Source organism: Chitinophaga sp. RCC_12 (assembly GCF_041360695.1).
Classification (GTDB): domain Bacteria; phylum Bacteroidota; class Bacteroidia; order Chitinophagales; family Chitinophagaceae; genus Chitinophaga.
In genome coordinates this window covers 32141-44675 of the sequence record NZ_JBFUPS010000008.1, presented here as the reverse complement: position 1 = coordinate 44675, position 12535 = coordinate 32141, and the positions used below count along the sequence as shown (strand labels likewise).

Sequence of the window (12535 nt, the reverse complement as noted above, 5' to 3'; positions counted from 1 at the left end):
GCAGGTGTCCGATTACGGTCATGGTTTATTTAGCGGCAACAGCCAAAAATAAACCTATTTTAATCGCCGGGTATAAAAAAAGCACGGCAGGAAACCCGCCGTGCTGCATAATTTGTTTTACATCTCTTACAGGAACATGCCTCCGGACGCTTCAATACGTTGTGCCGTGATCCAGCGGGCTTCTTCGGTACAGAGGAAGGCAACAACGCCGCCAATGTCATCCGGTACGCCGGTGCGTCCAAGGGCTGTTTGGGCAGCAATATGTTTAATTGCCTGTGGAGCATGTTCAAAAACGGATTTTGTAAAATCTGTTTCAATGATGCCGGGAGCTACTACATTGGCAGTAATGCCACGCGTGCCCACTTCTTTGGCCAGGTACCTGGTAAACACTTCTATGGCGCCTTTCATGGAGGCATAGGCGGCATACCCGGGTGTGGCAAACCGCGCCAGGCCGGTCGACAAATTAATGATGCGGCCATTGTTATTAATAAAAGGCAATGCTTTCTGTGTGAGGAAGTATACGCCCTTTAAGTGCACATGATACAGCTCATCAAAATCATCTTCCGTGGTATCGGGGATGAGGGAGCTTCTGTCGATGCCCGCATTATTTACCAGGAAATCGAATTTGCCTTCGCCGGTGTTTTCCTGCAGGTGCGCCGCAACTGTTGCCAGGAATCCATCGAACGATTTTGTATCGCCGGTATCCAGCTGGTAGGCGATGGCTTTTTGCCCGATGGCCTGTATTTCTGCTACTACCTTATCGGCCTCCGCCTGGTTGCTTCTGTAAGTAAGGATGATATCGTGTCCGCTTTTAGCGAGTTGTAAAGATATATTCTTGCCTAATCCGCGACTGCCACCAGTAACCAGGGCTATTTTGTTCTTTGTTGCCATTTTGTTTTATTTTTTTTGATAAGACAAATTTCCGGGAATCTTTCCGGCTGGTTATGGTGACTACTTAAGTATTTAATGGTGATCGTTTAAGTATTTAGTCGTTTAACAGGATCTCCAGCTGTTGTTTCAGCTTTTCTTCTACTTCCGGTCCTTCAAAGCCGATGTTGGCGAAAATGATGTTTCCTTCTTTGTTGATGAGATAGGAAGCGGGAATTATGTTAAATCTGAACTTATCTCCTATGGCCGGGTCGGTATTATAATACACCGGGAAGGAATATTTTTTATTACCGCTCCAGCCCTGCGCATCGGCCAGGGTGTTGCGGGCGCCGCTGTTGGCAATCATAAAAACTACATCCGGGTGTTGTTTATATTGATCGTACAATTTCTGCAGGTAGGGCATTTCCTGCATGCACGGTACGCACCAGGTGGCCCAGAAGTCGATCAGTATGATTTTGCCTTTCAGTGAAGCGGCAGATACCGGCTGGCCTTTCATATCCACAAAGGAGCTCAGTGGTGGCGCGGGGCGGTTGATCCGTTGTTTTTTTACTTTTTCTATCAGTATTTTTTTCCGGAACTCCTGCAGCTGGTTCAGTTGAGCGGTATTATTGGTTTGCTGATAATATGTTTCTGCGTTGTCGAGTGTTTCTTTATCTGCATAATAATCCACCGCTTGTTCCATGTGTTTGTCTGCCGCTGCCAGGCGTCCCTGTTTCATATCAATGAGGCCCAGTACAGATGCGAGATGCCGGCTGGCCTTATTATACACCGCGTTGCGTGTACTGTCGTCTGCATACGGATAGATGTATCCTGTTTCCGGGAAATGGCGGATCACGCCTACCGGGTAGCTGCGTACGCTGTCTAACGCCAGTTGTGCATACCGGCGTGCGGTATCCAGCGAGAGATTATTATCCAGCAATGTTTGCGCAATCTGTTGCCAGGTGATCACCTTGTAAGGATTTTCCTTTTCGGTGGTCATAAAACGGGCATGATACAATGCTTTGTTGCTGTCCTGTCTTACAGCATAATATTGAAACAGGACATCGTGCATTTCTGTGAAAGATTCCCTGTTTTCCGGGGTTTCCTTTTTCAGTTCGTTTTCAAAGAAGGTGATCTGCCTGGCCGTGTCTTTTCCTTTGGCTACGATGCCGGTCATGATATCCCGGCCCAGTGCGGATTCCGGGTAGCGTTCCATCACTATGCGCCGGATAGAATCCAGCCGGGAGTTTTCGCCAATGATCAGGTAGCCCATGGTTACCTTGTTCATGTTGCCGGGAGTAGTGGGTGCGCTGTTAAATTTATCTGCAATCACCTGGTGTGCCTGTGCCCTGAACTTTTCTTTTTCTTTCGCATTGGTGGCCTTGTTCATTTCGTAGGTAAGCAGGCGCAGTTTTGCTTCGTAGTTGTCCGGGTAACGTTTCAGTTCTTCTTTATAAAGCGCGGCCTGTTTATCGGCCAGTAAAGGAGATTTGCCCATTTGCGCACTAAGACTGTAAGCTTTGTACAGCGCCATATCTTTTACCGGCACTTTATTTTTATACACGGCTACTTCGTAGTGGCGGTCTTTTGCCGGCTTATCCACAGCATCGCCGCTTTCCAGGTAAAAGGTAGCGAAGGTGGTGTAGTCGGCCAGTACAAAAGAGGTGGTCCATTTACTCCCGGTACGCTGCATGTTCATGCGCCATGCGAGGTTGTAAAAATTGGAATAGGAAAACACGAGGGTGACCGATGCTGCGGTGACCGGAATACCAGCTCCCGGCGCGGCGGGATCGTAAGTGACCGTAACGGTTTGACCACGTTCCGGATATTCCGGGGTGATCACTACCCGTTGTTGTGCATATATTTTACCGGCTGCCAGGGCAGCCAGTAAAAGTAGGATGGTTAATTTCTTCATATCGGCAATGGTTATTTGTACCCTTCGTTCTGGGTAAGGTTAACATTGGTTCTGATGGCATCAGAAGGAATCGGGTACAGGGTATCGGTAGACTGCCAGTTGGCGCCTTTAATCGGTCCCAGCACCGCATCCGACCTTTTGGTACGTTTCAGGTCAAACCAGCGGTGGCCCCACTCTGCAAACAATTCCACTTTTCGTTCCTGCTCCACTGCCAGCAGCAGGGCGGGTTGTGTGAGGGAAGCGGACAAACCGGGTAAGCCGGCGCGTTGACGGATAGCATCCAGGTCAGCACGGCCATCGTCCAGTTTTCCTTGCTGGATGCGGGCTTCCGCACGGATGAGATACTGTTCTGCAAGACGCATCACCATGGAGTATTCGGTAATGCCGCTGGTGCTGGTTCTTACTTTGTATTTATAAGGGAAGTAAACACTTGTGCCGGCAGTAGTTTTATAGTAAACTATCCATTTAGTAAACCGCAAATCATTCGGCTCGTATTTCTTAATCAGGTTGATGGTATCTAACCGGAATACCGCGGTACCGAAGGCGCCCGTCGTAGGATTAATTGCTGGTGTGGAAGTAAATCCTTCCCAGGTATTGCGGCCACCCACTACATTCAGGGGCTGCAGCTGCCAGATAGCTTCATTGCTGTTAGCCAGGAATACTTTATTCAGATCTGTCACCAATGAATAACGACCACCATCGATAACCAGTGAGGCGGTGGTTTCTGCCAGCGCCCAGTTTTGATTATACAGGTAAACCCTTGCCAGTAAAGCATTAGCTACGGCCTTATCCGGGCGTATATGCTGCCCCGTAGGATAATCATCTCCCATTAATTCCACTGCCGCTTTAAGATCTGTGATGATCGCATTATACACATCTGCCCGTGGTGCGCGTGGTTTCACGCCGTTTGCTTTATAGTCGGTGCCGGTGAGCAGGGGTACATCTCCATACATATTCACCAGGTAAAAATAACAGAAAGCACGCATGAACAGGGCCTCTCCCATCAACTGGTTCTTTACAGAAGGCGTTAATGCAGTTGCCGTGGAAAGCCCTTCCACGCAGGCATTTGTCTGGTAGATATAACTGTAAAGATCTGCAAACATACTTTGTACATACTGGCTGCTGGGCAGTAACCTGTTTTCTTTAAAAACATCGTAGTTGGCGAAGGAGGAGTAATAAGCCATATCATCTGCCTGCATAGCGGTCAGGTAGTTGATGAGCACATTTGCAAACTGGTAGTTGAACGAGTACATGGTGCCATATAAACCGGTAACAGCGGCCGTAGCAGTTTTATCATCTGTAAACACCAGTCCGGATACCAGCTCATTCTTTGGTAACGGCGTATCCACATACTTGCTGCAGGAGCTGCTGCTGAAAAGGAGGACGCTGATTAAAAATATATGAATTCGTTTCATGGTAAATCTTTTTATTATCTGCAAAACAGGAATATTCTTTATAAAGCAAACTGAAAGCCGATGGTATATGCTTTCAATGGCGGCATTACCATACCCTGTGTTTCAGGGTCAAGACCTTTATAGTTGGTAAAGGTGAGCAGGTTTTGCGCCAGTGCATAAACACTGATATTATTAACTTTCCAACGTTTGGTATATTTCGACAAGTCATATCTCACCGAAACATTTTTCAGGCGGATATAAGAAGCATCGCCCCAACTGGCGGTAGAGAGGCTGTAGTTCCTGTAGTTAGCCGTTCCTGCGGAGGTAGTAGCGCCGGGCACATTTGCGTTGTCGCCTTTATTTTTCCACCGGTCTAGTGCGCGCAGGTCCTGGTTGGCAAATGTGCCGATGGCCGGACTACTGTATCCATAGCCAATTTGCGGGCCTTCCTGTTTTACAAACTGCAGCAGGAAATCAAGACTAATGCCTTTATAAGTAAAGCTGTTTTGTAACCCACCGTAATATGCAGGCATGGTTTTACCCAGTGTTACATAGTCGTCAAATTCCGCCGGATCGGTGGTGGTGCCGCTGTTGCTGTAAAACTGCGCCAGGCCGGTTTCAGGATCGATACCCACAAACTTGTATCCTCTTACAATGGTTAATGATTGTCCTACCACATACATGTCTTTATAAGCAGAGCTTTCAAATCCCGGATACGATTTAAGTTCATTCTTACTCACCGTCAGGTTTAAAGATGATTTCCAGGTAAAGTCGCGCTGCTGGATATTGATAGTATTTACTTCAAATTCCCATCCGCTGTTAAGCACGGTTGCCGGGAAGTTGGCGGTGATAGTCGAAAAACCAACCTGTGGTGGTAGCTGATCCTCCACCAGTTGATTACCGGAAATGTTATGATAATAGTTGGTATTAAACAGTATCCTGTCTTTCAGGAATCCCAGTTCTAGTCCGAGTTCCTTTTTACGGTTTTCCTCCCATTTATACAGTGGATTGGCTAATCGGGAAGGTGCGAGTCCTGGCACGCCATCATAAGGATAGGGATTTGAAGTCCAGCTATCGAGGTACCTGTAATCGCCTATGTTGTCGTTACCTGTAAGGCCGATGCTTGCGCGAAGTTTACCAAAGCTGAGGAAGCTCACATCTTTCATAAAACCTTCTTTGGTAAATATCCAGGCTGCTCCTATGGCGCCGAAGTTGCCGAAGCGATTACCAGGGCCGAAGCGGGTGGAGCCATCACGGCGATAAGTGGCATTTACTAAATATTTTCCATCCCAGTTGTAATTGATCCTGCCGAAAACAGATGTGTAGCGGTAAAAGGCATATTTCGATGGATTGGGTATGACGAGATTGGCTGCCTGCTGATCTTCCAGCAGTGCATCACTGGAAAAGCCGGTTGCTTTTACGGACTGCCCCTGGTTAATGGTTTGCTGCCAGGTACCGCCTACCATTACCTGCAGATCTCCTTTTGCAATGGTTTTGTTATAATCTATCTGTGGCTCAATGATGTAAGACCCAATGTCGGAAGTACCGAAATACGACATGCTTCCGGTAGAAGTGAGCGGATTAAAGGTTGCATCGGGGTATACCTGCACCTGCCTCATGGTGGATTTGTTGTAACCCAGGCTGGTTTTCAGATTCAGTCCCGGCAGGATGGTATACCTGATGGTGCTGTTAGCTACCAGGTTATTGGTATTTATTTCAGACCGGCGCAGCAGGTAAGCTTGTGGGTTTTGTGCATTTCCAAACCAGTAATATCTACCAGTTGAATCGTACAGCGGATAATTAGGAGACATGTTAAAGAAAGAGGTAAGATCACTTGCCAGCGAATTATCTTTATTGGCAGTATAATTTACCGAAGTGCTGATGTTAAACTTACCATCGGCGCTGTTATGATTTAAATTGAAATGGCCTGCTCCACGCTGGTAACCGAGACTTCCCGGCATTACCGTTGATTCCTTGTGATACGTACCGCTTAATATAAACTGCGTTTGTTCATTGCCCCCGGACACAGAGCCCTGTGCCTCTGTAGTATGACCAGTGCCGCCGATCATGAACTTCTGCCAGTCGGTGGTATGTTGCTGATCCCAGACGGTGAGATCTGGTGCAATATCTTCGTCGTATGGTTTATTATCATTTTTGTAGGCTTCTTTACGCATGGCAATATATTCAGGCGTATTGAGCATTTTCACGGTATTAACTACTTTATTTGCGCCCGTATATACGTTGAAGTTAGCCTGTGTTTTACCGGATTTCCCTCTTTTGGTAGTGATGAGCACTACGCCGTTAGCACCCCTGGAGCCATAGATAGCGGTAGCATCTGCATCTTTCAGCACATCAATGCGTTCAATATCAGAAGGATTGATGGTCGCCAGCGGACTTTGACTGCCGTTGGCAGAAGTAAACTGGTTCAGCGGTTCGGAGTAAAAAGGCACCCCATCGATGATGTACAAAGGATCATTTTTGTGATCGCGGTCAATGGAGCTCAGTCCTCTTATGGTTACCCTAAAACTGGATCCGGGCAAACCGTTAGAAGATGATATCAGCATACCGGCCACCCTGCCCTGCATCGCCGCGAGTGGGTCCATTACCGGCTGTGAGGCAATGTCTTCCGCCTTTAAGCTGGATACTGATCCGGTGTTATTGCGTTTGCTGGTGGTACCGTATCCAATTACCACAGTTTCATCCAGGCTGCTGGCGCGCTGGCGAAGGAACAGCTGTAATGGGCCGTAGTTACCGATGCGAACGGTATATGGCTCGTAGCCGACGTAGGTTAGCACCAGTTCATCGCCGGGTCCTGCTGCCAGGGAGAAATGTCCGTTTTCATCAGTGATGGCACCAATATTAGTGCCTTTCACCTTGATGGTTACCCCGATAAGCAGGTTGCCTGCGGCATCTTTCACCACACCTGTCACCGGTTGCTGAGTGGCTTCCGGTGCGGTGCTGATGTTGTTGCTGCCTGCGGGCAGCGCTTTCTTTTTGATGAAAATTGTTTTGTCTTTGATCGTGTAATCCAGTGGCTGGCCTTTAAAGATTTCGGTAAGGAAGTCTGCCAGCTTAGTGTTTTCCGCCTTGATGGTAACCGGTTTCACGGTGCGCAGCAGGTCCCGATCGTAAAAGAACAGGTAGCCGGTTTGCTGTTTTACGGAGGTAAACACCTCTTCCATCGGCGCATTTTTCACCGATACAGACACTGTTTGACCGAAGGCACCCGCAGATACTTTCAATGTCGCCACAATCATGAGAACAATCGTTAATCTCATAGTAAGTGCAATTTTGGTTGGGGAAAGTCCAGGCATAGAAAGGACTTTACCATAATAATTCAATTGCATAGATTTGCATTTGTTAGGATGGATAATCAGTATTCAAGTATGTACAAGCTTAGTGCTACTATCATCCGGACATATTCGCCGGGGGTGGGTCCAATCACCTCCGGTTTTTTTATCCGTATAGTCGCATTACAATCTCTGAAGTTGGTGGTGCATAAATGTTCAGTTGACAATAGCTAAAAAATAAACCCATTATGGTTCCACGATAATGCTGCGTCCCTGCAGGCGGAAATGGATACCGGTACTTTGCAGTCCTTCCAAAACATCCGACAGTGGCAGGTTACGTTGAATTTCTCCCTGGAACCGGCGGGCAGGGATATTACCTGCATAAACAATTGTTACATCATACCATCTGGCCAGCTGACGCATCACGGTGGGGATGTCTGCATCGCGGAAATTAAATTCTTCCTTTTTCCAGGCCAGTATCGCAGCCGTATCTGCATGCGCTACGATATCGATATTTCCAGGACTTTTTACCAATGCCTGCTGACCGGGTAATAATACCCTGGAATTGTTGCCTGCATTTACTTTTACGGCTCCTTGTATAAGGGTCGTTTTGATGCCTGGTTCATCTGTATAGGCGTTGATATTAAAACTGGTGCCTAATACTTCTATGTTGGTTTGGTGGCCCACTTTTACCTGAAAAGGCATTTTCGCCATGGCAGCCACTTCAAAATAAACTTCTCCTTTTATCTCCACTTCCCTTTTCCCTTGCTGGAAGGCAGTGGGGAAAGTAATTGCGGAAGCTGCATTCAGCCACACCCTGGTACCATCCGGCAGCGTGAGACGGAATTGTCCGCCTCTTGGCGTAGCCAGTGTGTTCAGCGTGGTTTGTGCAGTATAATCCTGCGCGTTGTATTGCAGCTGACCATTATTCAGGTGAATAAGGGCGCCCTGTTGTGTGATCACGCGGTTACCGTTGCTATCCAGCGGTACTACCGAACCATCTGCCAGTGTTAACGTGGCTTTGCTGGTACCGGGCTGAATAGACGTGGTGGAAAGGGCCGCTACCGGGGCAGGCGGGGCGGAAGGGCGAAGAAAATATAAGCCTGCACCCAATAACAGCAAAACAGCCGCAGCAGCGGTCCACCAGCGATACAACGGGCGTACCGGCACCTTATCTTTTACCGGGAAATGCTTTGCACTGAAAGTGTTCCAGCCGGCAGTAACATCAAATTTCTCGTATTGCAGCAATTTATCACGGAGTATATCCGGATCGGTCATCTGTTCAAAAAAAAGACGGTTCTCCGCGGAGACATCACACCAGGTCCGCAGCTCTTCGGCTTCGGCGGCTGTCAGTGCACCCTGCTGGTAACGGCCTACCAGCCAGGCTATCCGCTGCAATAATGGATTTGTTTCACTGTTTTGATCTATTTCCAACTCACCTCTTTTACTATAGAAACAATAAAAAACTACTTTCGATTAAATAAATCTGAAAAAAATTTTACGGGCTAACAGGATCAGTAATAATTATAATAATATTTGAGAAGGGTAATATAGATGCCCAGTAAAGGCAGTATGTTCTTTTTAATAAGGCTGCTCCTGATAAGTTTAAGCGCCCGGAGCTTTTGCGCCCTCACCGTATTGTAGGAGATTTGCAGGGAGGTGGCTATTTCTTCATTCTTTCTTCCTTCGAGATAGCTCATCTTAAAAATCCGCCGGCATTGGGTGGGCAGATGTTCTATTTCCCGGTACAGCTGCTGAATGATTTCCGTTTCCGTGAGTACCGGATCAAATCCGGCTATTTCCGTGGTGACCTGTTCTTCCTGTAAATAAGAAAATTCCTTTTCCTTTACATTAAGCCGCTCCCTGCTTTTCAAAAAATTGAGGCAGGCATTTTTGGTGGCAATAAAAAGAAAGGCTTTTATGTTGGCGGCAGATTTGAAGTTGCCTCGTTTATCCCAGAGCTTCGAAAAGGTTTCCTGCACGAGGTCTTCCGCCTCCTGTGCGTCCGCGACAATGGTAAAGGCAAAATAACATAATGCTTTGTAATGCTGGTTAAATATGAATTGGAAAGCGGATTGTTCTCCACCAGCGAACTTTTGCAGTAAAATATGCTCCTTGTTTGAATACTCCTCTATCATCCCTGGAAACACCCTCCTGGCAATATAAACGATGATTTATCGGTATAAAAATACCGATAAAAGCTGATTTATTTATGGATAGGGGGAAAATATAGGGCTAAACCCGGTTCAAGCCCCTATAATACTTTTGATGAAATGGCTGTAGTCGTCTTTCATAGGCAATTCCATATTTCTTTGCAATTGCTTCCTTTTTACAGTTACAGTGGTCTGCTGCTTCACATCAAACCCTTCTTTCTCTGTTTCAGACCAGTAAATACCGGTGCCTCTTTTCTGCCAAAGTGGTAAATCATTGAAGTTGATACCGAATGAAAAAAGCAGTTCGTTTTTTTCAGCTGTACTTAGTTTCTCTATGCGTTTAGTTGCCTCCAGCCTGTTCAATCCTTCCTGCCGTAAACGCCAGTAACAGTGCGCGTTCAGGGCATTTCTATGTGCATCTTCATTTCTCCAGCGGAAATAATCAATCACCAATCCTTCATTGGGCAATTCGCAGATACGGCAGTCAAATGCTGCGACGTCGCCCAACAGGGTTGAAAATCTGGCACTGGCTTCGCCTGCGAGGATAGAAATATATTTCCGGTACTTCCGCGAAAATGCGCTTTCATTAAAATCGAACAGCAGTGAAATTTCATCACTTTGGGTATAGCCGTAGATCACTTTAAACCCGCAACTCATGAGATGTTCGGTAGTAGCGATCATATAATCTCTGAAACGCTCATCAAATGGGGCTTCAAACGGATGTGTTTCTTTGGTCAGTCGGGTAAACCCGCGGCCGTCAATCCTGGCTACCATATACATTTCAGGCAATATCTGCCTGTCCTGGGCCGTTTCAAATGCCCGCATTTTTACATCAAGATCATCAAATTTCATTATTCCAGGCTTTAATTATAAACTCACCATCCTGTAATGCTACAAAAAACAGTTCATCAAATCCTTCTTCCGCAGATGGCAATTCCAATCTCCTGTAAGTGCCACGGATGCCGGCTTCCGGGACATTGGCCTTGCCCGTACGGCCACTATTACGCTGAACAGCAGCCGACAATACCGATTGAAAGTAATAACCGGTCACCTTATACTTATATTGTCTGGCAAGATGGATATATTTTTCCCGCTCCGCTTTGGAAGGATTGGTATTATCAACCACGAAAGGCTGTTGTATAGAGAAACAGGTTTCTAAAAAGAGACGCTCCTTATTACGGGTATGCAGCATATCCATCGAAATCCGCATGTGTGTCTCAAAAAATTTTTGTTTGTAAAAAGATGTTTTCCCCGTAGCCTGAATGCCACAAAAAATAACTGCTTCCATAGATATAAGTAATTGTCATTTCCCCGTGATCCTGTATACACATCTCCGCTGCCCTCCCAGTATATGTTCCAGCCGCTCCACTTTCGCATGCTTTCCCAGTATCCGTGCAAACATCTCGTGTTCCGACTGGCAGAAGCGGCTGCAGCAGCTGGCAGCGGCCTGAATGGGACAATGATTTTCCACGAGGAGATAACTGTTTCCTTCGTTGATATATTCTGCCATGTATCCTTCACGGTTACGGATATCCGCTAATATACTCACACGGCTTTCCAGGCTGGTGATGCCTTTCAGCTCTTCCTGGTATTTTTCGAGGGTGCTTTGAGCCGTGGCGTCGAGCACTTCGTCCATCACACCGGTGGGGAGTGTTTTATTCATATTACACAGGAGCCGCAATGCCAGGTCCTGGTGCCGGTCGGGGAAACGTGAATTGCCCGCCTCCGTAAGCGACCAGATCTGTTTGGGTCTGCCCCTGCCTTTGGCTTCGGTGGTGGCCTGCACTAATCCCTCATTTGCCAGTTTGAGCAACTGAAACCGCGCGCCCTCCATCGTTACTTTCAGCTCCTCTGCCAACTTGCACAGGGGTTGTGGCCCTTGTGTTTTCAGTATCCATACCGCCCGCTCATTATCGGCAAAGTTATTATTCATAATAAACAAAGTGTTTATTTGGTTTATTAAGCAAAGATACTATCTTTGTTCCATAAAGAAAACGACTAGTTGGATACGCAACGCGGGCATAGATTTCCGCGGGTTTTATACCTGTGCGGTGCGCAAACACAGGTATGAAAAAGCGGCATACTGCGCTCCTATATGCCAGCCGGCAGGGCCCTCCGGCTGGTAACAACCAAACAATGCAATAACCGGTTACGGCTGAAATATCACTTTCAGTGCAGGTAGCTGCATGTCTTCACAAAAAATAAAAAACAATGAGAATAGCCATATTAATCGGAAGCATCCGGCAGGGCAGGCAATCACAGAAAATTGCCCACTACCTGCAAAAGCAATTAGAGGGCAGGGGATTGGAAACCGATCTCATAGACCTGGCCGAAAACCCGCTGCCCATGCTGGAAGAACGGGTAGGCGTACATCCCCAGCTGCCGCAGGTGGTAAAAGAACTGAGTCAGCGCCTGCACGCCGCAGACGCCCTGATATTTGTTACACCGGAATACCACGGCAGTTTTTCCGGCGTACTGAAAAATGCCCTGGATTATTTTTACAGCGAATTTTCCAGGAAAGCCATCGGTATTGTTACCGTTAGTGCAGGAAAACTGGGCGGTATCAACGCAGCTACACAACTGCAACAGGTGATCCTCAGCGTAGGCGCTTACGCACTGCCGGTAAAACTGCTGGTGCCGGAAGTGTACGGCGCATTCAATGATACACACGACCTTACCAGCGAACATACCCTCAAATCAGCAGCCAGGTTCATGGATGAATTTTATTGGCTGGCCAGCGCCATCTACGAAAAAAAGAAGGCGGCTGTCACTATTTAAATCAAAGGCCAGCGCATCTCCCAACGGGCAGGGACCTGCGCTGGTTCTTCTTTCCTTCTCCACCTCTACTCCTTCTCCGGATATCTCACCTGAATGCGTTCCCCAAACCGCTAAAAAAACAATATCTTGTTGAGATAT

General features: G+C 47.1%; 10 protein-coding genes. 1 reads left to right on the top strand and 9 read right to left on the bottom strand.

Annotated features, from left to right (window positions below; translation table 11 throughout):
• Positions 1-126 precede the first annotated feature (126 nt).
• From AB6805_RS21955 to AB6805_RS21915, 9 genes are all read right to left on the bottom strand, one after another.
• A complete protein-coding gene (locus AB6805_RS21955) occupies positions 127-891 on the bottom strand; it encodes an SDR family NAD(P)-dependent oxidoreductase (protein WP_370911590.1) in 765 nt (254 codons plus the stop codon).
• Positions 892-985: 94 nt separating this feature from the next.
• Positions 986-2782: a TlpA family protein disulfide reductase gene (locus AB6805_RS21950; protein ID WP_370911589.1), complete on the bottom strand. Its 1797-nt coding sequence runs from the start codon at positions 2780-2782 to the stop codon at positions 986-988.
• Positions 2783-2793: 11 nt separating this feature from the next.
• Positions 2794-4197, bottom strand: coding sequence for a RagB/SusD family nutrient uptake outer membrane protein (locus tag AB6805_RS21945; RefSeq protein WP_370911588.1), 1404 nt, complete (start codon positions 4195-4197; stop codon positions 2794-2796).
• Between the two features lie 38 nt (positions 4198-4235).
• The gene (locus AB6805_RS21940; protein ID WP_370911587.1) at positions 4236-7454 is read right to left on the bottom strand and encodes a TonB-dependent receptor; all 3219 of its coding nucleotides are present in this window, start codon (positions 7452-7454) and stop codon (positions 4236-4238) included.
• A 258-nt stretch (positions 7455-7712) separates the two neighbouring features.
• Complete coding sequence (locus tag AB6805_RS21935) at positions 7713-8900, bottom strand: FecR family protein (RefSeq protein WP_370911586.1); 1188 nt, start codon at positions 8898-8900, stop codon at positions 7713-7715.
• Between the two features lie 80 nt (positions 8901-8980).
• A complete protein-coding gene (locus AB6805_RS21930; protein ID WP_370911585.1) occupies positions 8981-9616 on the bottom strand; it encodes an RNA polymerase sigma factor in 636 nt (211 codons plus the stop codon).
• Positions 9617-9712: 96 nt separating this feature from the next.
• Entirely contained in the window at positions 9713-10471 is a 759-nt protein-coding gene (locus AB6805_RS21925) for a tRNA(His) guanylyltransferase Thg1 family protein (RefSeq protein ID WP_370911584.1), read from the bottom strand.
• A complete protein-coding gene (locus AB6805_RS21920; protein WP_370911583.1) occupies positions 10461-10907 on the bottom strand; it encodes an AAA family ATPase in 447 nt (148 codons plus the stop codon). The genes AB6805_RS21925 and AB6805_RS21920 overlap by 11 nt, the downstream gene beginning before the upstream one ends.
• Before the next feature lie 15 nt (positions 10908-10922).
• Positions 10923-11552 carry a helix-turn-helix transcriptional regulator gene (locus tag AB6805_RS21915; RefSeq protein ID WP_370911582.1) on the bottom strand — a complete coding sequence of 210 codons (630 nt, stop codon included), beginning with the start codon at positions 11550-11552 and terminating at the stop codon, positions 10923-10925.
• A 278-nt stretch (positions 11553-11830) separates the two neighbouring features.
• On the opposite strand from AB6805_RS21915, the gene AB6805_RS21910 reads away from it, so the two are divergent.
• Positions 11831-12397 (top strand): NADPH-dependent FMN reductase, encoded by a 567-nt coding sequence (locus tag AB6805_RS21910; RefSeq protein ID WP_370911581.1) that lies wholly within the window; start codon positions 11831-11833, stop codon positions 12395-12397.
• Positions 12398-12535 lie beyond the last annotated feature (138 nt).